The organism is Flavobacterium sp. GSP6 (genome assembly GCF_003984855.1).
Lineage (GTDB): Bacteria > Bacteroidota > Bacteroidia > Flavobacteriales > Flavobacteriaceae > Flavobacterium.
Genome location: NZ_RYDO01000018.1, coordinates 1 through 23,000 on the forward strand (window position 1 = coordinate 1; position 23,000 = coordinate 23,000).

Below are 23,000 nucleotides of genomic sequence, written 5' to 3' on the forward strand. Positions count from 1 at the left end.
TTTTGCGGACTTGTTTCATAGGCTAAAATTAAGATTATTTCTTAACTTAATGTGATGGCTAAGTTAGCATGTCCAGTACATTGATATGAAATGCTAATTTTTTTGAAAGACTAATTTCGAAAAGTTTCTCAAAGAAATTTCTGTGATACACATGCATTGCAATCAAATTAATTTTATGCAAATCGATAAAATTTAAAATAATTCCTTCTACATCTTCTCCTTTAATGGAGTGAAATGTAACTCCATTATTTTCTACTAATACCTTCCAATCTTCTCTACTGTCCTCTTTAACTTCATGATGCGGAGACTCGACACGCAGGCAATCAATATGTGCTTGAAATATTTTGGACAAAGACAGAACTCTTACAAAAGACCCTGTGTCCTCCAATTTATATTGTGTAATGAACAGTATTTTTTCAATAGGATGATATGTACAATGCTCCGGTATTGCCAAAACTAATGCTTTGACATCATTCATTACTTTTGTGGCTATCGTACCGAAAAAAGTTTCCTTTATACCAGTGGCGCCTTTAGTACCCATAACTACGAAATCAAAATTTTCATTCTCGGTTATTTTTTTAATTTCGGGAACCAAATTTCCCAAAATCAAAACATGGCTTATTTTGATATGACCTAAATTATTTGCTTCCGCAATTTTTCTTAAAAGTGGCACTTCATCTTTATAATTTTCAAAATTACTGAGTTCTGTAACCTCATAAATTTCATGTAAATACTTAGAAACATTAACATAATTGGCTTGTGAAAATTGGTACACATGCATTGTAACTATTTCAGCATTAATAGATTCTGCCAATTTCAATGCATAGATAAACGCATTTTTAGACACTTCCGAAAAGTCGGTAGGAAATAAGATTTTCTTCATACTATAGTTAATTTATTGCAAATTAATTATTTATATAAATTTACAAAACAAAAAACAAAATAGTATGATAATTATCACTTTGGCTAATTTTTAACAAAAAATAACCTTAATGGTTTACTACAAGAGACTTGTAGCCATGTCAAATTTACTTACTTTTACACCAAATTGACTTTAAATATGATACCTCACGATTCCATAGTGGCACTGGCAACTCCTTCGGGAGCGGGTGCTATAGCCGTAATTCGGATTTCCGGACAAGATGCCATTGCTATTGGAAATTCTATTTTTAAATCCATCAAAAACAAAGAATTAACAACCCAAAAAACGCATACGTTACATTTAGGGCATATAATGGATGGTTCCAAAACTTTGGATGAAGTCCTGGTCTCCATTTTTAAAGGACCAAATTCCTATACTGGCGAAAACACGATCGAAATTTCCTGTCACGGTTCTACTTATATACAACAACAAATTATTCAATTATTGCTTCGAAAAGGCTGTCGAATGGCAGATCCTGGCGAATTTACGTTGAGAGCATTTCTAAACGGAAAACTGGATTTGTCCCAAGCAGAAGCTGTTGCCGATTTAATTTCATCAGATAATGAAGCTTCACACCAAATTGCAATGCAGCAAATGCGTGGCGGTTTCTCTAATGAAATAGCAAAATTAAGAGAAGAACTCTTGAATTTTGCATCACTAATCGAACTCGAATTGGACTTTGCCGAAGAAGATGTAGAATTTGCTGACCGAACCCAATTTCATGAATTACTGAACCGAATCGAATTTGTCCTAAAACGATTAATCGATTCATTTGCCGTAGGAAATGTGATTAAAAACGGAATTCCTGTAGCTATTGTGGGCGAACCCAATGTAGGTAAATCGACACTTTTGAATGCTTTATTGAATGAAGAGCGCGCCATTGTTTCGGAAATTGCGGGAACGACACGTGATACCATTGAAGATGAGTTAGTGATTGGCGGCATTGGTTTTCGATTCATTGATACGGCTGGAATTCGGGAAACGGAAGATGTGGTAGAAAGCATCGGGATTCGTAAGACTTTTGAAAAAATTGAACAAGCGCAAGTTGTCGTTTTTCTATTTGACAGTTCCGAGTTTAAAGTTTCTGGTTTAAAGTTAAAAGTGGAACTGGAAAAAATTAAAAACCAGTTTCCGTTGAAACCTCTTGTAATCATTGGTAACAAAGCCGATAAATTAGAAGAAAGTGAAATAGGAAATTTGAAATCAGAAATTCCTGAAATCTTACTGATTTCTGCAAAAGAGAAACTAGGCGTTGAGGATTTAAAAAATCAATTACTTTCATTTGTCAATACCGGAGCATTACGAAATAATGAAACAATTGTAACGAATACCAGACATTACGATTCCTTATTAAAAGCGTTAGATGAAATACAAAAAGTAAAATTTGGTCTTGAAACGAACTTGTCCTCCGATTTGATGGCATTAGATATTAAGGAAGCTTTGTACCAATTTGGAATGATTACGGGACAAGTAACTAATGACGAATTGTTAGGGAATATTTTTGCTAATTTCTGCATCGGGAAATAAAAGCACTTTCTTTAACTTTACTTTGCTTTCTATTAGTTGACTCCCATTGATTTAGCAGTGTTTTAGTTTTCTTCTATTAAGTTTAATTCATACATTTGTTACACTTCAAAAACTACCTGTTAATCAAATTTAATGAATGCGGTGAATAAGTTGCTTATTCACCGCATTTTTGCGGAGATTACTAAAACATCCCTACCCTACTTTCCAACAACTCCAAATACTTCTCTTTCATTCTATCAGTAAGAAAAGAAATTTCAAGCAGCTCCTTCCATTCAGGAGTTGCTTTTTTCATTTGTTCGAGAATACTTGCTATAATTTTTTCGTTGAGTTGTAATCTTTCCTTGCCGTAGTAATCTATAAAATCAGTTGCTCTTAAATTACTTTTTTTTCCTTTCAAAGTTAGAGCAATTTCTTCGTCAGGATTTTTAATCGCTATTGTAGAATTTAGAAAATCATAAATAGGTGTCAGTGTTGTTTTTCCATTTTTGGTAATTAGCGAAAAATTTTTCAAATGCATGTCTTCATTTCCGGTCAGATAGCAAAAAAGAATTCTTTTAAAAAAATCAGCTTTTTCAATTGCGGGAAATGAACAATATTCATCAAGTACAGGAATCAATTTTTCCATCGTAAAACGATACTTTGTGTCTCTTGTATTCCCAGTCAATTGAGCAAAATCTTCTGTTGCGAACTTATTTCCTTTACCGTAGCGGTCAAAACGTTTAATGAAATAAGACAAACTACCATCTTTGCCATATAGCATCCCGTGAAATGGCACTTCTAAACCAAACACTTTCGCCATTCGCATAGTTACATCTTCATTTTCCGGTAATTGTGGAAATAAATCATTTTGTGGCTTAATAATGTACGTTCCAAATTGGTCCACAATTTTAAATTCTTGATCCACTATTGAAATAGCCGCACTAAGCTTTGGTTGCACTCCCTGAATGGATAGCTTTTTAGCTCTATTTGCGGCTTCCTGACGAAGTTCAACAGCTGTATAAGGTAAATCATTTAAATAAGCCAGCTTAGGAGCTATCATGCGTAATCCTTTTTTACTGTACTTATCTGTACCACACAAGTCATACGTAATAGGACATCTATTCATCTTCCATCAATTTAACCGTTACTGCTCCCACTAAATCATTTCCCGTTGCTATCAGTTGAGAGAAGTAATCTTTTTTGTCAATTTTGACAATACGTAGTAATCCCTCTAACATTACACCTTCAGGTAATAGCCCTTCAAAAAACGGTGGAAAAAATGTATAGCTATATTTTTTCTGAGTTGTAGGCATAGTCAATGAAACCGCTTCGCCATCATAATTTTCATCGTACTCAAAATGATAGTCGTTAGCAGCAATTTCCGTTAAAATTCCAGCTCTTTTTCCGTGTGCAAATACAATTGCTCTTCTCATAATTATTTATTTAAAGGACTTTTGAATTCTACTTTAATATTTAGCACTCGGAGTACTGCAAAAAGATTATTCAAACGAACTGTCTCTTTATTTTTTTCAATATCAAAAACAGTGGTCTTGCCTACTCCAGCTAAGTCGGCTAGTTCAAGCTGTGTAAGTCCTGCTTTTTTTCGATGGTCTTTAATTAAAGCACCTAAATCAAAATCATTCATTATATACTGTTTTAGCGGTAAAAATATACAATTTAATAACACGCACGGCTTAAATCATTAAAAAATTTATCATTTTACTGTTATAGCAGTAAAATCATTATTAGGACGTGACATAGCATCTAATTAAAGAAACAAAAGGACGAATTACTGTTAAGGCGGTAAAATTAACTAAAATATAAATGATAAATTTGTATCAGTGTTAGACTTGAATGAAAAGCAACTTAGCTTTGTATATAACAAAATTGAAGAAAAGTTGTCAAAAGCTAAGCGATTCATTTCAATATTTTTTCCATCACAGAAAGAACGTTTTTTATCATAAAAACAAAGTATAGAACTCAGCAGTTTTTGAATGAATAAAAAATACAAATTGTTTTTACTAACACTAAAGATAGTTACTTGATCAAAATCAGGACTCCTTTTGTACACCTCTACCCTTCTAACCCCTTATAAATATAGATAAAATATCTACCATTGAATACATTAGTATGTACATAGCTATAAATGACACCACTATCATAATCGTCAATTTTTTGTACATAGTTAAACTTGATTCTTGTGTATGCTCTTCTGTTGTGTGTTTCATTTTCATAATTTTTGATTTAAAATTAATTTATTTGTTCAATAGTAACTCCATCTCTAAAATTTGTTTTTTGAGTGATTCTACACTTTTCATTTTTTTAAATTCTGCTATAGATAAAGCTTTTTTACCTGCTTCAATTGCACTTGGATAGTCTTTTAATTCCGTTGCTATTTTTTGTCTCAAATTAGGATAATAAAAATTATCTGGATCCAATTTCGCGGCTTCTAAAAGCCAAGCCACTGCTTGTTTGTAATCTCTGTTTGTACTGTAATAATAGTTTGCTGCTTGAAATAATAAATTAGCATCAAGGGTTTTTTCTTTAATGATGTTTTTATCTATTACTGTTAAAATAGTTTCATCTGCTTTACTTTTTAATGGAATTTTAATCATCAAATTTTCCCATATTATTTTTAGAAACCCCTCTCCTTTGCTGTTAATATCATTTATTTCGATTGTAAATGTTTCATAGAAATTAGATATGCTTTCTACAGGAACTGTTAAACGAAAAACATCTTTTTTGGCATCATATCCAGTTTCGCCGTGTAATGTTGTATCTGCATTTACAATTATTGTCCACTCCTTTTTAGAAGGTATTGTGAATATTGAGTAGCTACCCATTTTTAAAGTAGTATTTCCAAATACAATATCTTCGTTAGTAGTTATTAAAGTGCAATCACTAGCGCCAGTTCGCCAAAGTTTTTCAAAAGGCACTAATTCACCAAATATTTTTCTGCCTCTTGCTAGTGGTCTGCTGTAAGAAACTTTAATCATTGTGCTACCCAATTCTTGTTCAAATGATGCAGATGGACTTGCCGAAGTTAGTTTTATTTGAACTTTTTCTTGTGCCGAAATTACTAATGCTTGTAAAATAAAGAAATGTATTAGAATTATTTTTCTCATAGTTTTTGATTTTAAATTGATTTTATGGTTTGTTTTATTATGTTAAATTATTTTTTTATTTTCTTCCAGATTATTCTAACGGTAGGCGAAGAGATATACCAAAGTAAAAAACCACTTAAAACAGTTATTAACCCTAACAATGAAAATAGTCGCAAAACAATATTATTCATATTATCTCGACCTTCATAATCCATGGTATGGGTCATCCATAAAAAGTCAAACCATCGCCAATTTCTATGTCTAATCGTCTGAAAACCTCCGTCATTGACTGAAATATAAACTTTTAAATTATCCGGTTCTTGGTATGAAATAACGTAGGCAGGTAGTAAATGCTCTCTATATTCATGGTGTTTCCCTACTTCTTTAATGAGTTGTATTTCTTTTACTTTTAAACCCGATATAATGTATTTATCTGCAATTGACAATGCTTCTTTTTTAGAGATCCCATTTTTTAATTTTCCAGTTTTCGCATTATAAAGCATCTTCTCATTCACCCAATAAAAAGGTTGATTATTTATTTTCCTTAATTCGATAGATTGAATTGCTATCGAAGGATGAAGAAGTGAAGGACTAATTAAACCTGAAAACGACTCAGCAACAATTCCTTTTTTATGAAATTGCATTCCATGAATGTCATCAATGTTTGACCAACTAAAATATAGTCCACTAATAGTCCACATTAAGAATTGAAGACCCAAAAATATCCCTAAATATCGGTGAGACTTCCTAATCCATTTTGCTTTTTTTCCTTTAATCATTTATCTTGTTATTTATTTATTTATTTTTGAAATTGTTAAATAAACTGAACCAACCTTGAAAATCGCATTAAACTTGCAATTATATAAAACAACATATATTTGAATATTTAGTGCTTAATTTTCTATTCCATTACACCAGTTTCGGACCAATAACTTATTGTAAGTAAGTCGAAAGTTTAAAAGTCGTAAAGTCAAAAGAATTAACTTTAAGTAAAACAGCTTTAAATCAGATTGTTACATAATTTTATCCTGATTTTAAAATACGACATTATACCATGGTTATTACTTATACGGTAAATTATAAAAAAAACAATGATTCTGTAAAATTAAATGCAAAAAATATCACTTTTTTATGAAACCTTTTTTTTATGGAATTTTGATTCGACTGTAGATCCGCTTTTAGATCGGATACTTTTGCCTTAAATGCAATCAAAAAAACCAAAAATTGTATATGAAAACTCTTTTAGTTGCAACTTATTCTTTAAATGATCTGCGAGATTACGATTAAAACAATCGCTATTAAAGCTAGAAAAAGTCCAGCAAAATTCATTTTAGTTAGTTTTTCCTTAAAAATAAAAATCCCAACAAGACTTCCCATTACTATTACACCCATGTTCATACCGGCAAAAACCGTTGAAGGATTTTCAGCGAAAGCCTTATGCGCTTTTAGATAGAAGAGTATGTTTCCAAAGTTGAAAATACCTACCATACCACCAAAAATAATATTTTTGAAGTTTAATGAGACTTTAGTTATCATCACGTTATAAATAACAGCGCCAATCATAATAAACAACGCAATTCCAAAAACTACAAATAATGACGTTGTATATGGTAAAGTGGTGTGAAGGGCAATTTGCTTGAAAAGGATGTCTATAATTCCAAATCCTAATAGCACCACCGCAGGATAGATCCATTTATTTTTTGTGTTTTCAGAAGGTTTAGCAAGGATTAGCAACAGCGCTGGAAATGCTGCCAAAAGCGCCGCTATTTTTAGGATAGTAAAATCCTCTTTGAAGACCAGCCAAGCCGCTAAAATAGGAATAAACAAAGATAGCCTTTGAGCAGCATCCGTTTTTACAATCCCTACTTGTTTGATTGAAGCCGCCAAAAAAAGGAAGATTGCTGGCAACAAAACCCCAAGAGAAACATAAATTCCCCAAGGTGCTAAAGTGCCAATATTGGTAAGATTTGGACTGAAGAAAAAATAACAAAGAATAAGCGCAAATACATAATTCCAAGCAACAATTTGAATAGGACTGACTTCATATCCGCGAACCATTTTAAACAACACTCCCACAGTGACACTGCAAATAATACTTAAAACAAGAAATAGCATAGCGAATTTTTAGAGGGTAAAACTACCATTTATTGTCTTTCCTTTTGCTCTTTTATGAAAGTATTGAAAGTAATATTTCCAGAACAAGAATAGTACGCATCCGGTTTCAGTAGTACAAAAGGAGAATTTAGCCATCAAATTATGGCAATCTTAAATCCTTCCTTGTTCTTTGAGTTTCCAATACCGCAATAAACCATTTACAGACATCCAGCTTGGATTAGCAAACTCATAGGTTTGAATTTCTTCCGCATCGAGTCCTTTGTCCAAAAACTGCTTTCGGGTGTATTCCATAAATTGAGGAACTATACTTTCTGGCGGAGTTTGATTGTCATAAAAAGGTTTGATAAAACTAGCCCAATCATCCAGAACTATTTCTAATCCTGATAGTAATTCATCCGGATTTTTTTGAAAATCAAAATGTGTTAAATACAAGGCTCTGGGCTTTAAATCTTTTAATTTTCTAAGGGATTGTTTCCATAATTCAATATTAATATCCGGTGGAGGACAAGGAGGAACAACGGGACCATCTCCTATTTTTACTCCGGCCACATCCCCAGTGAATATCACATCCTCAATTTGATACGAATTATGATGCACGGCATGACCCGGTGTATACCATACTTTTATTTGAATATCTCCCAAGTCTACAACATCACCGTCCGTAACCCCAATCAATTGTTGCTCTGGGATAGATTCCATTGTCCCCCAAAGAAGCTCCATCTTATCGGTATAGATCATTTTGGCCGAATTCCATAATTTTTCTGGATTAGCTAAATGTGGAATTCCAATGGGGTGTACGTATATTTTAGCGCCATTTTGTGCCAATTTCCAAGCTGCTCCGGCATGGTCAAAATGAATGTGCGTCAGGAATACATGCTGAATATCTTTGATCTCATACCCTATCTTCTGGATTCCTTTTTCAAGATACTCCCAAGTAGATTCCGGTCCGGTTTCGATAAGTATCGGACCTTTTTCGGTTTCAATTAAAAAAGCACCAATAGAATGTTTTTCGGATTGAAAGTGTAAATCAATAGTATGAATTTTATACATAGCTTGGTTTATTTATTATGGGACAAGATAGCACATATTTATTTTAAAATCTCTACTGATCAGTATAGTTTTATTTTAAGATACTTTTTCAAGTACAATAAAAAAAAGTGTAATTCACACCAAACATTTACTACTGGTCATCAAGATATCTATTGATTTCAGCTACTTTTACAGAATGGATTCTTTTACTCAAATTGCTTTAGGAATTGCCATTGCCGAAGTATGCGCAGGCAAAAAGCTCAAAAATAAAACAATTTTATATGGTTCAATTCTGGGCACAATTCCCGATTTAGATATTGTAGTGGGATTGTTTTTAAATCCTGTAGATGCCATCCTGATTCACCGCGGCATCAGTCATTCTCTTTTTCTTTTTCTATTTTTATCGCCTGTTTTGGGTTGGATTATTTCAAAAATAGAAAGAGATAAAATCAACTTTTTTCAGGCAACTCGTATGGCGTTTTGGTGTTTGTTTACCCATGTGTTATTGGACATGTTCACTTCTTGGGGTACACAAATTTTATGGCCTTTAGACTATAGATTTGCGTTAAAAACCATTTTTGTAATTGACCCGTTGTACACCATTCCACTAATTATTACATTGATTGTGACTTGGAAAACAAAAAACGCAGTACTTCGCAAAAAATATATAATTAGAGGATTATCCATCAGTAGTGCGTATCTCCTTTTGTCCTGTTTTATAAAAGTATATGCCTTGAACCAATTTGAAAAAGCATTAACAAAACAAAAAATTCAGTATTCTGAAATCATCGTAAAACCCACCGCTTTCAACCTCATTTTGTGGAATGCTAACGTAGCCACAGCAAACAATTACGCATTAGGCGACTACTCTCTTTTTGACACGCAACCCATTTTATTTACTGCTTATAGCAAAAATAAATTTCTAGAATCGCAGCTAAAAGGAAATTCAGATTTTGAAAAACTAAAAAAAGCGAGCGAAGGCTGGTATATTATTTCTAAAAAAAATCAATCTTTATATTTCAATGATTTGCGCTTTGGACTGTTAAATGACGATTCAAAAAACCCTCAATTTGCTTTCAGCTATCAATTTATTGCAAGCAAAACGGAACTAAAAGCGGTTGAAGTTCCTAAAGACAAAAGGGACGGAAAGCGATTACTTCAAAAAATAGTTACGCGGATAAAGGGAAACTGAGTATTTTTTTTTTAGAAATATTAATCACTCTTCAACCATCCCGTAATACTCATTCTGGTATTTTGGGTGACCAAAACTTCATGAACTAATTCGTCACTCTTAAAGAAAACTGTTTTACCTTGAGTTGGGGCTATTTTTTGATTGTTATTAGCTTGATGAATCAGCAACTCACCACCGTCACTTTCTTGCCAATTGCTGTTCAGATAACTGATCATAGAGTATTTTCGGCTGGGATTATTCTTGAATTGATCCAAATGTTTGAGATAAAAATCGCCCGATTCATACAACGAATAATGAAATTCATATCCCGTTATTCCAGCATAACAACTTTCATTCAAATAAATAATAAAAGCTTCTATTTGAGCAAAAAACTCATTTTCGAATGCGTTGTTGTGTTTTTTATCCAACCAATAAATGGAATCGCTTCGTATTGCACCATCATAAGAAACCTTTTCTGCGTTACCAATTCCTGCTTCCGTCAACAGACTATTTTGGTTTAAAACAATCAAATTTTGTTTTAGATTATTAGCTAAATCGGTACTCAAAAAATGTTCGGATATGCCTACCTTATTTTCAATATAAGTAGCAATCAAGGCTTCAAAGCTATTTTCCATGTCTTTCTTTTTGACTGCTTAGACGGTCAATGAGGCAAGGTAGACTAATAAAAATCAGTAACGCCGATAAAGAAATAAATAAATGGGACGCTTACTTTATTCTCTAGAAAAAAACGCCAAAAATAGATCAATTTTCAAACAAAAAAGTCATTTAAGGAACTACACAATAGTGATTCCTTAAATGACTTATAGTGTAAAAAACGTATGTTATTTACAATTTACTAATAAAGCTTCCGTAAATATCCTTGAACTGATACCCTTTAGAAAAACGGTCTTTGCTTAGTTTTTTATATTCAACCAATCCCCAAAGAATAAATTCCTTCATGAAAAATTTATCTTCTTTTTCCAGTTGCGGTTGGTGTTTTTTGATTAAAATTTCAAGAGGAACAATACTTCCTAATATTCTTTCGTATTCTTCATCAGAACAATCGTCTGATAATTCGAAACCACTTTCGGCAAAAAACCATTCGATGATATCCGTGTAGGCATTTTTGACACCTTCTTTCTCTAATTTTTCGATTTTTGGAAAATATGCAGGGAAAAAAGTATGGATCGCATCGCCCAATAAATGTTGTGCTACAGCGGCGGCTCCCTCCTGCTCTCCTTCGTAAACCAATTCGACTTTTCCGGTAATAGCAGGAATAATTCCCATAAAATCAGACAATCGCAACGTTGTTTTATCTACTCCGGATTTCAAAGCCCTTCTTTCTGCAGTACTTAATAAGTTCTCAAAAGCGGTAATACTCAATCTGGCACTCACCCCACTTTTGTTATCAATATATTCGCTTTCTCTTGCTTCAAAACTGATTTGTTCTAATAAATCTCTCGCTAACGAAGGCACGTAAACCATATTATTTTGTGTGGCGTCCAGCTTTGCTTCCTGCTCTGTAATGGTTCTGGCAATTTTAATGGTTTCCGGGTAATGTGTCAGGATTTGAGAACCTATCCTGTCTTTTAATGGGGTTACAATACTCCCACGATTCGTGTAATCTTCTGGATTTGCTGTAAATACAAATTGCAGATCAAGGGGCATTCTCAATTTGAATCCACGAATCTGGATATCGCCTTCCTGCAAAATATTAAATAGTGCTACTTGGATTCTCGCCTGTAAATCCGGTAATTCGTTGATAACGAAAATACAACGATTCGCTCTTGGAATCATCCCAAAATGGATCACACGATCATCCGCATAGGACAGTTTTAAATTTGCTGCTTTAATTGGATCGACATCTCCAATCAAATCTGCAACGGTTACATCCGGCGTAGCTAATTTTTCGAAAAAACGGTCGCTTCGGTGTAGCCAGGAAATGGGAGTTGCATCGCCTTTAGTTTCAATAATATCTTTGGCAAAACGAGAAATGGGCTGCAACGGATCGTCATTAATCTCGGAACCTGTCACAAACGGAATGTATTCGTCCAACAATTCGATCATTTTGCGCGCCAATCGGGTTTTGGCTTGACCACGAAGCCCTAATAAATTGATGTTGTGACGCGACAAAATAGCACGTTCTAGTTCCGGAATTACGGTATCTTCAAAACCGTGAACACCTTCAAAAGTTGGTTGTCCTGATTTAATTTTATTTCTTAAGTTCGTACGCAACTCATCTTTGATGTTTATACTTTTGTAACCTGATTTTTTTAATTCTCCGAGAGTTTTTATATTTTCTATTTTCATATTGCTTTTAAAATTGTTATTATTGTTAACTGTCAATTTGTTCTTGACTGCGCTCGAACTGACAACTGAGACTGTGACTAATTACTATTTTATTCTCTTTTTACGATTGGTTTCATAATCCTCAAAAATCATTTCACCCAGTCCTTTTAATCCGGTATAAAATGCTTTTCCTTGATTTGATTCGGTGAATTTATTGACGAATTTTTGCAAATACGGATCATTCGCAATCATAAATGTGGTGATTGGAATGTGTAGTTTTCGGGCTTGCTGCGCCTGATTGTAGCATTTATCCACAATATATTCGTCGAGTCCGTTACTGTTCATATAATAGGAACCGTCTTTTTCGCGGACGCAACTTGGCTTCCCATCGGTAATCATGAAAATTTGCTTGTTGGTGTTTCGTTTCCTGCGCAGGATATCCATGGCTAGTTGTAAACCGGCAACTGTATTGGTGTGGTAAGGACCCACTTTTAAATACGGTAGATCCCGAATTGCAATGGTCCAAGCGTCGTTTCCAAAAACCAGAATATCTAAAGTATCTTTTGGATAACGTGTCGTAATCAATTCAGCAAGAGCCATTGCTACTTTCTTGGCGGGAGTAATTCTATCTTCACCGTACAAAATCATACTGTGGCTGATGTCGATCATCAAAACAGTACTCATCTGTGATTTATATTGCGTTTCTTCGACAACTAAATCATTTTCGGTCAACATAAAATCTGCTACTCCGTTATTGATTTGGGCATTGCGTAAACTTTCGGTCAAGGAAATTCGTTCGAGTCCGTCACCAAAATGAAATTCCCGAAATTCCCCGGTATGTTCGTCACCGTTTCCGGAATGTTTAGTCTTGTGATTGCCGCTTCCGGAGCGTTTCAGATTACCAAAAATATTGTCCAAGGCTTGTTGCCGAATGGCACGCTCCGTCTTGGCAGTAATACCAATTCCAGCAGTTCCATCCTCTTTAAGTTCATCGCGGATGTATCCTTTTTTCTTTAAATCTTCAATAAAATCATCAATACTGTAGTGTTCATCAGTGAGTTTATATTCTTTGTCCAATTCCCGTAACCAGTCGATTGCTTCATCAAAATCTCCTGAAGTATGTGTAATTAATTCTTTGAAAATACCAAAGAGCTTATCAAACGGAGACTGAAAGGGGGCTTCGTATTGCTTGAAATAAAAACCTTTTTTAGTGTCATTTTTCATAGCCAATAAAATTACACCAATAAAAAATGTATGCTATACAAACATTTATTAATTTTTAGTTAAAAACGATAAAATCCAAAAAAAGCTACCTAAAAAAATTGTCCGTCCACATAAAACCAACATCCATTTTCAAGTTTGAAAGTAGAAAATTCATGATGAATTTGTTTATGAAGTTTGGTGTCTAAAAAATGAGCTTTGAATTCTACCGTGTTCTCTGTGGATTCTATAATTTCCAATTGCTGCCATTTATTTGAGGTGGCCCAATTTAGAATTTCAAATTTAGAATACTGCTTTCTCACCGTAATATGGGTCGTGGCTAACAAATAATCTACTTGATGCGTTGCATAAGCTGAATATCTGGAACGCATTAAAGACTCCGCAGTAGTCGCTTTTTTTACTCCATTAATAATGGGTTCACAACAATCCTGGAAATTTTTATCAAAACCGCAATAACATTTATTTTTGATCATTCTTTGATAAAATTCGTCTAAATGGATTCGGTTGCCTGTCCATTTAACCCTACTATTTTTTGATGCAACTGGTTCAACAAGACTTGATAGCGGCTTATCTCCATTAGGTCTTCATCCTCTTCGGCAAAATCCAGGAGTTCATCTAATTGCTCGCTAACTTCTGCTAATTTAGTATTGGCTTCCCGGGCATTTTTTTTAGCAATAAAATCTATTATTTGCTGAACGCCACTTTTTACTTCGCTAAATTTATTTTTTTCCATGATGTAGTTACATTATTTTTCTGAAGCCTTATCTTCATTAAATTTTTTAGTGATTTGCTTTAGTTTTTCCTTGCGCAGCATTTCAGCTTGTTTTAATTTATCCTGCGCTTTGTGCAACTTATCGTTGTGTTTTTTAATATTTCTTTCGTTATTTCTACTCATGCTCTTGCGCTCTAAATTATCAAATGTTGAATCAATTTTTCGATTCAAAAACTACTGCAAAGTTCGGTTTAATTATTGAAATTAAAATTGTTTTTAGTTTGATAGTGCTTCTTTTAATTGTCAACAGGCTACTTTACGCTTTAAATTTTCAAATGGGCTTTGAAATATCTTCTCCGTAGTGTACTTTTTTTTTGCGAAAATCATTTTTTTTGATATCAAAGATTATGAGGCAAATACTGTAAATACACTAAAAAATATATAAAACACAAAAATTGATACTGCAACTAAATCCAAAAAAAAAATATACTTTAATCTTTATTTTTTATATATTTATTTTTTTAATGATATTGCCCCAAAAACCTACTAAAAATACTACATAATGTCTAAAAAAAAACATAATAAATTCATCCGATGGTTTATAGACAAGCCCAGGACAATGGGCTTCATGACATTTCTCATTTTAAGTTGTCTCACTGGTTTCATCGTTTGGCAGCAATACCAACTAATAAAAGAAGATGAACAACGCGAAATGAATACTATTCTTCATTTTGTTCGTCAAAACATTCATCAATCGCTTAAAAACTGTTACACTTCAACGTTAACATTAGCACTGACCATCAATGACAAAGGTGTTCCTGAAAATTTTGATTCCGTAAGTAAAAAACTGATTGAAACAAATACCAACATCAGTGCAATTTTGCTGATTCCTAATGGAATAATTAAGTACATCTATCCTTTAAAAGGAAATGAAGCATCCTTAGAATTAAATGTTTTAACAGCACCCCATCAAAAAAAGGAATCTTTAAAATCTATAAAAACCCAAAAAATGTATTTTGACGGGCCTTTGAAATTAAAACAAGGCGGAATGGGAATTATAGGACGGTTTCCAGTATTTGAAAACAATAAATTTTGGGGATTTTCAGCCATTATCATTACATTAGAAACTTTTTTAGAAACTTCAGGGATAACAGATATTGATGATTCTAAATATTACTTCCAGTTTTCAAAATTTGATAATGAAAAAGAAATTTTCTATTTGCCCATTAGAACTGAATTTTCAAAAAATTATACTATTTCAACTTCTATTCCGGATGGCAACTGGAAATTATATCTGATATCAAAACACGAGAATTACCTCTATCCTCAAATTTTAATTCCTGGAATTATTGGTGTGTTTTTTGCTGCGCTTTTTGGTGTTTTACTATTTATAGTGCTGAAAATACCAAAAGAATTGCTGTCTCTTGTAAATACTCAGGCCATAAAATTATTGAATTCTGAAATAAAATTTGAAGCCATATTTGATCAGGCACCTGTAGGAATAGCGCACATAAATTCCTTAACCGGTAATTTTATTGAAATCAATAACCAATATTGCCAATTATTAGGATATTCTGAAAAGGAAATGAAACACTTAAATTTCCAATCAGTAACGCACCCCGATGATTTAGAACAAGATTTAATAAAACTTGAAAAACTCCGGAATGGTGAAATTACTGAGTATTCAGTGGAAAAACGGTATTTTACAAAATCTGGTACTATTCTTTGGGTCAATCTTACGGTATCAGCACTCTATAAAAAAAATAAAATAGCATCCACTAATATCGCTATTATAGAGGATATTTCAATAAAAAAAGAAGCGGAGCAATTAATCAAAAAAAGTGAAGACCGGTTCAAAAGCCTTTTTCTGGACTCTCCATTACCTCTTAGAGAAGAGGATTTTTTAGATGTTAAAAAATATCTGGAGGAATTAAATTTGTTTGGAGAAAACAAAGAAAAGGTAACAGAATATTTCAACAATAATCCCGCAGTTGTTGACAAATGTCATTCTTTAATTAAAGTTATCAATGTTAACAAAGCTAACTTGTTGCTTTATAAGGTTTCCTCATTAGAGGAATTAATAAGTATTAAAGGAGAATTGTTTAATATGAAGTCCAGAGAAGATTTCATAAAAAATTTGGTCTCAATTACTCAATATAACAAACAATTTATTATTGAAACCGTAATAAAAGATTCAGAAGGCAAATTACGGGACATTAACTTAAGATGGAATGTTATTCGTGGTTATGAAAAAACATTTGAACGAATCATTGTTTCCACACAAGACATTACTGATCGTAAATACTCTGAAAAAATAATTATAGATTCCCAACAAAGAATTAAATCGCTGATCAATACCATTGACGGAATTGTTTGGGAATGCGGTGTTACTGATCTTACTTTTAAATTCATTAGTCAGAAAGTTGAAAACATATTAGGTTATACCCCTGAAGAATGGCTTAAAAGCCCTACTTTTTGGAGTGACCATCTCTATTTAGAAGATAGTGAATGGGTTCAGAATTATTGTACTATACAAATAAATGACAAGGCAGACCTTGATTTTGAGTATCGGATGGTTGCCAAAAATGGGGATGTAGTTTGGCTGCGTGACATCGCAAATGTTGTCATTGAAAATGGTAAAGTAGCAAGATTACAAGGCATTATGATTGATATTACTAAAACAAAAGAAGCTGAAAAAGAGTTGAAATCATCCTTTACTCTTGTTACGGAACAAAATAAAAGATTGCTGAATTTTTCCTATATCGTTTCTCATAACTTAAGATCACATACTAGCAATATTACTTCAATTATAGGATTAATCACCTCCTCAGAATCCGAAGAAGAAAGAGCAGAAATGATGGAGCTTTTAAAAACAGTCTCTAGTTCGCTGAACGAAACCATGTTACACCTGAATGAAGTCGTAAACATAAGCACAAATATTGGTTTAGTATCCGAACCTTTGAACCTAAAACAGTACATTCAGATAACACAAAATGTACTTTCGGAACAAATTATGGCCCATGAAGTCACTATTATTTCAGCCATTTCAGATCAAATAATGATAAATTATAATCCGGCTTATCTGGAAAGCATACTTTATAATATTATTTCAAATTCTATTCGTTACAGACATCCCTCGCGAAAACCCATCATAAAAATTACTTTGGTTATAGAAAACGAGATGAAAGTCCTTCAAATTTCGGATAACGGCATTGGGATTGATCTGGTTAAAAATGCCGATAAAATTTTTGGAATGTACAAGACCTTTACCCCTAATTCTGATTCAAAAGGAATTGGATTGTTTATTACTAAAAATAAAATTGATGCTATGGGAGGAAATATCACCGTGGAAAGTGAACCCGATATTGGAACAACATTTAAAATCTATATTCAATGACAAAAAAAGCAATCTGGATAGTCGATGATGATGCCATTTACCAAATTATCGTAAATAAAATAATTCAAAGGTCCGAAATATTTTCGAGGGTTTCATCATTCAAAAATGGAAAAGAAGCAATTGACCATCTTCATATTGCTGTAGAAAATAATGCTGCACTTCCGGATATCATTTTATTGGATATTAATATGCCAATAATGGACGGCTGGGAATTTATGGAAGAAATGGGACTTATAAAACCTTTATTTGATAAACAAATCATTGTGTATATCGTGAGTTCCTCCATTGCAGTTGAAGATAAAAACAAATCTAAATCATATGAAAATATTCTGGGATACCTGTCTAAACCTATCACTACTAATGATTTATTATTGATTTCTTTATGTGATTAAAAACACGAAGCAGTCTATTAAGTAAGTCGAAAGTTTAAAAGTCGTAAAGTCAAAAGAATTAACTTTAAGTAAAACGACTTTAAATCAGATTGTTACATAATTTTATCCTGATTTTAAAACACGACATTATACCATGGTTATTACTTAAAAGGCGAAAAATCAATATTTTTCAGATGATTCCGTGGCTGGCATCAAATAAATTCTTTTTTTATTTCCTCTAACGTTTTAGTGGTAAAAATTAATTGATTGATAATTTTCTCTCTCAAAAGATCAATATCGTCGCAATCAAAATAGTTAGCCCACGAAGTCAGATTGAATAAATTCCGGATCTGCTTGATGCGTTTAGTGGTTTCAAAACTGGTTCTCAAGATCGCTTTTTTATCATACTTTGGATTATTTCTGTGTTGGTAATTGACTGTTTTCTTTAGATAATTTGCTTCTAAATAATAGAGTTCTTCTATAGCATTATCTGGATAAAAACGATCCCAAGAAGCATAACCCAATTTAATTTTAGAAATTGTTTCTGGTTCTAAAGGTTCTAATCGCCATTTGCTATTAGCTAATCGTCCCCAATGATTGGACAACCGATACATTCCCGTTTTAGTATAATAATATTTACTGCCCGATTTGCTGTCATACTGAATTTTCAATCCATTTATAGCATCAATAGAAATTTCATCAAATACGCAGAAAGTATTTTTGAAAGAATTAGGGTTGGGACGAAAAATTTTATCCATGATGCAAAGGTAATCAGAAAATCAGGGCAAACACAACAGTTATTTGATTCCTATTCCAGGTGCTTGAATGACAGGTCAAACGCATTAAAATCACAATTTTGCATTCTTTTATAGATGCTCCAATAAAAAACAATACATTAGTGAAATTAAATTTTATCAAAAAATTGTTGTTAAAAACACCTCAAACCGATCTCTTTATGAAAAAAACAGTACTATCGTTGCTCTTAGTTGGATTTTTTACGACAATGCATGCCCAACCATCAAAAACACCAGCAGCTACTCCTGCTCCAAAAGAAGAATATTCAGCTGCAAATCTTATTTTCAATCCGGATTCGCAGGTCATAACAGAACACAGCACAACTATCAAAGGTCAAAAAGTGCCTTACAAAGCCACCACTGGGACGATGCCGGTTTGGGATGAGGATGGAAAAGCAATTGCCGGATTATTTTACACGTATTATGAGCGTTCTGATGTAAAAGATCGTGCTGCCCGCCCTTTAGTCATCTCCTTTAATGGCGGTCCAGGTTCCGCTTCGGTTTGGATGCAGATTGCCTATACGGGTCCCACTTTAATTAATATTGATGATGAAGGCTATCCGTTACAGCCTTATGGAATCAAGGAAAATCCATATTCGATATTGGATGTTGCCGATATTGTTTTTGTAAATCCTGTTAATACCGCCTATTCAAGAGCGACAAGTAAAGAAATACCAACCACTAAATTCTTTGGTGTAAATGCCGACATTAAATACCTTGCTGATTGGATTAATGGATTTGTATCCCGAACCAATCGTTGGGCTTCACCCAAATATCTCATTGGTGAAAGTTATGGTACTACGCGTGTTTCCGGATTGGCACTAGAATTACAAAACAGTGAATGGATGTATTTGAACGGCGTTATTTTAGTATCGCCAACTGAATTGGGAATCACTCGTGGAGTCGCTTCTGAAGCTGCACTGAAACTGCCTTATTTTGCTGCTACGGCTTGGTTCCATAAAAAATTACCTGCTGATTTACAGAACAAAGATTTAACGGATATGCTGCCTGAAGTAGAAGAATTTACCATAAATGAACTGCTTCCCGCAATGAGCAAAGGAGGCGCATTGGACGATCAAAAAAGAAAAGAAATGGCATCCAAAATTGCGCGCTATTCCGGACTTTCGGAAAAAGTGGTTTTACAAAATAATTTAGATGTTCCCTATGATTATTTCTGGAAAGAATTGTTGCGCGATCAAGGATTTACCGTAGGAAGATTAGATTCTCGTTACAAAGGAATTGACCGTAAAACCGCTGGTGACAGTCCTGATTTTAATGCCGAACTTACTTCTTGGCTCCACTCCTTTACTCCTGCCATCAATATGTACTTGCGCAATAATTTGAATTACAAAACCGATTTCAAATACAATATGTTTGGTTCTGTGCGGCCTTGGGATGATTCCAATGATAAAACCGGAGAAAACCTGCGTCAAGCCATGGCTCAAAATCCGTATTTGCATGTAATGGTTCAGTCCGGCTATTATGACGGGGCTTGTGATTATTTCAATTCAAAATACAACATGTGGCAAATGGATCCAAGCGGAAGACTAAAAGATCGAATGTCCTGGAAAGGTTACAGAAGTGGACACATGATGTATTTGAGAAAAGTAGATTTAGAAACTGCCAACGAGGATATCAGACAATTTATAAAACAATCCTTGCCGAAAGCCGGAGAGTCGGCAAAATATTAGTGGATAAAAAATTTCTAAAAAGGCTGTTCAAAATAATTTTGAACAGCCTTTTTTATTTTTTACATATACATTGGCTAATATAAAATACGTAACGGCATTTATGGGTAAAACAAAACCTATTTTTGTGACGTGAAAAAATCAGTTTCAATTATTGGAGGAGGACCCGCAGCACTTATACTGGCTGCATTATTGGATTGTGAGAAATTCAAGGTTACAGTCTACGAAAAAAACAAAACACTGGGAAGGAAATTTTTGGTGGCCGGAAAAGGGGGATTTAACCTCACCCATTCGGAACCCATTGCTGAATTGATTGCACGCTATACACCACCTCATTTTTTAGAAAAAGCATTGCTTGATTTTGATAATGAAGACTTTAGACAGTGGATAGATACCATCGGTATCCCAACCTATATTGGCAGTAGCAAACGAGTATATCCTAAAAGTGGCATCAAACCCATAACAGTACTCAACGCAATTCTGGATGTTTTGACTAAGCAAGGTGTCGCTATTCAATACCAACACACTTGGACGGGCTGGAGGAACAAAGATGACATCGTTTTCAATACAGATACAGCAATAAAATCCGACTATACCATTTTTGCCCTGGGCGGTGGTAGCTGGAAGATCACCGGTTCTGATGGTGCCTGGCTAGATTTATTTGAAAGGAAAAATATTCCTATCGTTGCTTTTCAATCTTCGAATTGTGCGTATCGGGTGAACTGGCCGGAAGATTTCATCTTGGAACATGAAGGCAGTCCGCTTAAAAATATTGCGATTAGCTGTTTGAATAAAAGACAAAAAGGCGAAGCGGTTATCACACGTTTCGGTTTAGAAGGAAATGCTATTTATGCACTTAGTCCACACATTCGGGAAGAATTGGAAAGTCAACAAAAAGCTACAATTTTCCTAGATCTCAAACCAACCTTATGTCATGAAGATTTGCTTGAAAAAATTAAAAAATCAACTTTTAAAAAGACGAGCGAAACATTACAGAAAGAAGTAAAATTGAGTCCCGCTCAAATTGGACTTTTGAAAAAATACCTTTCAAAAGAAATCTACTTGAATCCAGAATTATTGGCTCAAAATATTAAAAAATTAAGCCTCGAAATTACCGGTGCTGCGTTATTGAACGATGCGATATCAACAACAGGCGGTATCCAACTGAATGCTGTGGACGAAAATTTTCAACTAAAAGATAAAAAAAGTAATTATTGCATTGGTGAAATGCTCGACTGGGATGCACCTACCGGAGGCTATCTCTTGCAAGCTTGTTTTAGTATGGGAATGCACCTCGCGCGCCACTTAAACAGTCTTTCTTAGATTTTATTACAACACCATTTCTTCAAACAAGCGTTGTGTTGTTTGTTCTAAATCATCACACAATCCTGGATGTGGTCTTGAGGTTTGAATGGCGGAACTGCGAAGTGCTGTCAACCAACGGAAACGCGATGGAATATCAAATTGTCCTATTGGTCCTCCTGATTTTTCGCCATGCGCTACTTTGGCAAATGCCTGTATATTTAAATGCAATTGTTCTATATCCAAATCATCCGAAAAAACTTGGAGTTTGGATTCATTTACTGCATACAAAACCTTGATGAATTTTGCTTTTTTACAAAACAGAATAATACCCACATTGAGGAATTCTTCGCGTTCTACCCTAGGCACAACCCGGATTACGGCATACTCATATAAGTGCTTTTCTTGCATTTTGTGCTTCGTTTATAAAAATTTCGGAATGGTTCAAACGCGTTATTAAAAACTGAAAATAGACTTCCCGAATTGCATCCGGAGTTTCATAGGTATCTTCCCAATGGAGCCATATTTCCGGAATCAGATTCACGATATTTTGCAATACATCGTCAGTCATTATTTTTTTGAATGCTACATCCGTTTCTATTAATAAAGAAGCCTGAGGCAACAAAACATGGTCTTTAATCAGTGCAAAAGGACTTTGTGCTTGCTTTTCCCAATTGGTCCACGAATGATGAAAATAAAGACTTGCGCCGTGATCAATAAGCCATAATTCTTTATGCCAGATCAACATATTGGTGTTTCTAAAGGTTCTGTCCACATTGGTGATAAAAGCATCTAACCAAACAATTTGGGAAGCTAGTTTTGGGTTAACCAACGTGACAACAGGATCAAAATTTATGGCTCCCGATAAATAATGCAAAGCTAAATTCAGACCCTGACTCCCTTGAAGCAAGTCCTGAATTTCTTCGTCGGCTTCACTGCGGCCAAAAGCTTCGTCGAGATTTGCAAAAACGAGTTCCGGCATTTTCAAGTTTAATACACGAGCAATTTCTCCACCGATTAATTCGGCAATTAAGGCTTTTACGCCATGTCCGGCACCTTTGAATTTCAGTACATATTTAAAATCGTCATCGGCTTCAGCGAGCGCAGGCAAAGAGCCGCCTTCCCGCAAAGGAGCGATGTATCGTGTAACATTTACGGTTCTAAGATGGGGTGTTTTTTCCATAATCAAATTGGATAAAGCAATTTTGCTTGGATACAAACTTACAAATAAGTGAGAAGAATTTCGTGTCTATTTTGTAAAATGATTGCTAACAATCTGTCCGTCTGACGAAAAATTAACCTTATCAAGAATATTTTTTATTGCTAAATTGTATCAATAATAAGTTGAATAAATTAGCTATTCATAAAAAAATTACCGG

Annotated in this window: 23 protein-coding genes; 6 read left to right on the plus strand and 17 right to left on the minus strand. The window is 34.0% G+C overall.

From position 1 onward, the window contains the following. Window positions 1–58: 58 nt before the first annotated feature. Entirely contained in the window at window positions 59–883 is an 825-nt protein-coding gene (locus EKM03_RS13615; protein WP_126740607.1) for a universal stress protein, read from the minus strand. Between the two features lie 177 nt (window positions 884–1,060). Here EKM03_RS13615 and mnmE point away from each other — a divergent pair, with 177 nt between their 5' ends. Continuing rightward, a complete protein-coding gene (mnmE, locus tag EKM03_RS13620) occupies window positions 1,061–2,449 on the plus strand; it encodes a tRNA uridine-5-carboxymethylaminomethyl(34) synthesis GTPase MnmE (protein ID WP_126740608.1) in 1,389 nt (462 codons plus the stop codon). Window positions 2,450–2,630: 181 nt separating this feature from the next. On the opposite strand, the gene EKM03_RS13625 is transcribed toward mnmE, so the two are convergent. From EKM03_RS13625 to EKM03_RS13655, 7 genes are all read right to left on the minus strand, one after another. After that, complete coding sequence (locus EKM03_RS13625) at window positions 2,631–3,554, minus strand: HipA domain-containing protein (protein WP_126740609.1); 924 nt, start codon at window positions 3,552–3,554, stop codon at window positions 2,631–2,633. Then, window positions 3,547–3,861: a HipA N-terminal domain-containing protein gene (locus tag EKM03_RS13630; protein WP_126463299.1), complete on the minus strand. Its 315-nt coding sequence runs from the start codon at window positions 3,859–3,861 to the stop codon at window positions 3,547–3,549. Before EKM03_RS13630 ends, EKM03_RS13625 begins: the two co-directional genes overlap by 8 nt. Window positions 3,862–3,863: 2 nt before the next feature. After that, window positions 3,864–4,073 (minus strand): helix-turn-helix transcriptional regulator, encoded by a 210-nt coding sequence (locus EKM03_RS13635; protein ID WP_126463301.1) that lies wholly within the window; start codon window positions 4,071–4,073, stop codon window positions 3,864–3,866. Between the two features lie 610 nt (window positions 4,074–4,683). Further along, a complete protein-coding gene (locus tag EKM03_RS13640; protein WP_126463303.1) occupies window positions 4,684–5,553 on the minus strand; it encodes a DUF2911 domain-containing protein in 870 nt (289 codons plus the stop codon). A gap of 47 nt (window positions 5,554–5,600) precedes the next feature. Continuing rightward, entirely contained in the window at window positions 5,601–6,311 is a 711-nt protein-coding gene (locus EKM03_RS13645; RefSeq protein WP_126463305.1) for a PepSY domain-containing protein, read from the minus strand. A 481-nt stretch (window positions 6,312–6,792) separates the two neighbouring features. After that, window positions 6,793–7,647, minus strand: a complete 855-nt coding sequence (locus EKM03_RS13650; RefSeq protein WP_126562025.1) for an EamA family transporter — start codon at window positions 7,645–7,647, stop codon at window positions 6,793–6,795. Between the two features lie 150 nt (window positions 7,648–7,797). Next, window positions 7,798–8,697, minus strand: a complete 900-nt coding sequence (locus EKM03_RS13655) for an MBL fold metallo-hydrolase (RefSeq protein WP_126553507.1) — start codon at window positions 8,695–8,697, stop codon at window positions 7,798–7,800. A 175-nt stretch (window positions 8,698–8,872) separates the two neighbouring features. Between EKM03_RS13655 and EKM03_RS13660 the strand changes: the two genes are divergently transcribed. Continuing rightward, window positions 8,873–9,868, plus strand: a complete 996-nt coding sequence (locus tag EKM03_RS13660) for a metal-dependent hydrolase (RefSeq protein ID WP_126563669.1) — start codon at window positions 8,873–8,875, stop codon at window positions 9,866–9,868. Between the two features lie 20 nt (window positions 9,869–9,888). Here the strand turns inward: EKM03_RS13660 and EKM03_RS13665 are convergent, their stop codons facing one another. The 6 genes from EKM03_RS13665 to EKM03_RS15010 all read right to left on the minus strand — a co-directional run bounded on the left by EKM03_RS13665 (window position 9,889) and on the right by EKM03_RS15010 (window position 14,300). Further along, window positions 9,889–10,482 (minus strand): 2OG-Fe(II) oxygenase family protein, encoded by a 594-nt coding sequence (locus tag EKM03_RS13665; protein WP_126463313.1) that lies wholly within the window; start codon window positions 10,480–10,482, stop codon window positions 9,889–9,891. A gap of 211 nt (window positions 10,483–10,693) precedes the next feature. After that, window positions 10,694–12,157 (minus strand): magnesium chelatase, encoded by a 1,464-nt coding sequence (locus EKM03_RS13670; RefSeq protein ID WP_126568674.1) that lies wholly within the window; start codon window positions 12,155–12,157, stop codon window positions 10,694–10,696. An 84-nt stretch (window positions 12,158–12,241) separates the two neighbouring features. Next, complete coding sequence (locus EKM03_RS13675; RefSeq protein WP_126463317.1) at window positions 12,242–13,360, minus strand: VWA domain-containing protein; 1,119 nt, start codon at window positions 13,358–13,360, stop codon at window positions 12,242–12,244. Window positions 13,361–13,449: 89 nt separating this feature from the next. Continuing rightward, window positions 13,450–13,830 (minus strand): YchJ family protein, encoded by a 381-nt coding sequence (locus tag EKM03_RS13680; RefSeq protein ID WP_126562029.1) that lies wholly within the window; start codon window positions 13,828–13,830, stop codon window positions 13,450–13,452. Window positions 13,831–13,847: 17 nt separating this feature from the next. Continuing rightward, the gene (locus EKM03_RS13685; RefSeq protein WP_126463444.1) at window positions 13,848–14,090 is read right to left on the minus strand and encodes a hypothetical protein; all 243 of its coding nucleotides are present in this window, start codon (window positions 14,088–14,090) and stop codon (window positions 13,848–13,850) included. Window positions 14,091–14,102: 12 nt separating this feature from the next. Next, entirely contained in the window at window positions 14,103–14,300 is a 198-nt protein-coding gene (locus EKM03_RS15010) for a hypothetical protein (RefSeq protein ID WP_126562030.1), read from the minus strand. Between the two features lie 331 nt (window positions 14,301–14,631). Between EKM03_RS15010 and EKM03_RS13690 the strand changes: the two genes are divergently transcribed. Both EKM03_RS13690 and EKM03_RS13695 read left to right on the plus strand, forming a co-directional pair. Further along, window positions 14,632–17,466, plus strand: coding sequence for a PAS domain S-box protein (locus tag EKM03_RS13690; protein WP_126562031.1), 2,835 nt, complete (start codon window positions 14,632–14,634; stop codon window positions 17,464–17,466). Continuing rightward, window positions 17,463–17,858: a response regulator gene (locus EKM03_RS13695; RefSeq protein ID WP_126555538.1), complete on the plus strand. Its 396-nt coding sequence runs from the start codon at window positions 17,463–17,465 to the stop codon at window positions 17,856–17,858. The genes EKM03_RS13690 and EKM03_RS13695 overlap by 4 nt, the downstream gene beginning before the upstream one ends. 191 nt (window positions 17,859–18,049) lie before the next feature. Here EKM03_RS13695 and EKM03_RS13700 read toward each other — a convergent pair whose 3' ends face one another. Then, window positions 18,050–18,595, minus strand: a complete 546-nt coding sequence (locus tag EKM03_RS13700; RefSeq protein WP_126463326.1) for a hypothetical protein — start codon at window positions 18,593–18,595, stop codon at window positions 18,050–18,052. A 197-nt stretch (window positions 18,596–18,792) separates the two neighbouring features. Between EKM03_RS13700 and EKM03_RS13705 the strand changes: the two genes are divergently transcribed. Both EKM03_RS13705 and EKM03_RS13710 read left to right on the plus strand, forming a co-directional pair. Next, a complete protein-coding gene (locus tag EKM03_RS13705) occupies window positions 18,793–20,322 on the plus strand; it encodes a S10 family peptidase (protein ID WP_126577142.1) in 1,530 nt (509 codons plus the stop codon). A 129-nt stretch (window positions 20,323–20,451) separates the two neighbouring features. Further along, on the plus strand, window positions 20,452–21,642 hold the full coding sequence (locus EKM03_RS13710) for a TIGR03862 family flavoprotein (RefSeq protein ID WP_126740610.1): 1,191 nt from the start codon (window positions 20,452–20,454) through the stop codon (window positions 21,640–21,642). Between the two features lie 6 nt (window positions 21,643–21,648). Here the strand turns inward: EKM03_RS13710 and EKM03_RS13715 are convergent, their stop codons facing one another. Further along, window positions 21,649–22,032, minus strand: a complete 384-nt coding sequence (locus EKM03_RS13715) for a DUF3037 domain-containing protein (RefSeq protein ID WP_126555527.1) — start codon at window positions 22,030–22,032, stop codon at window positions 21,649–21,651. Continuing rightward, window positions 22,010–22,804, minus strand: a complete 795-nt coding sequence (locus EKM03_RS13720) for a HipA family kinase (protein WP_126555523.1) — start codon at window positions 22,802–22,804, stop codon at window positions 22,010–22,012. The genes EKM03_RS13715 and EKM03_RS13720 overlap by 23 nt, the downstream gene beginning before the upstream one ends. Window positions 22,805–23,000 lie beyond the last annotated feature (196 nt).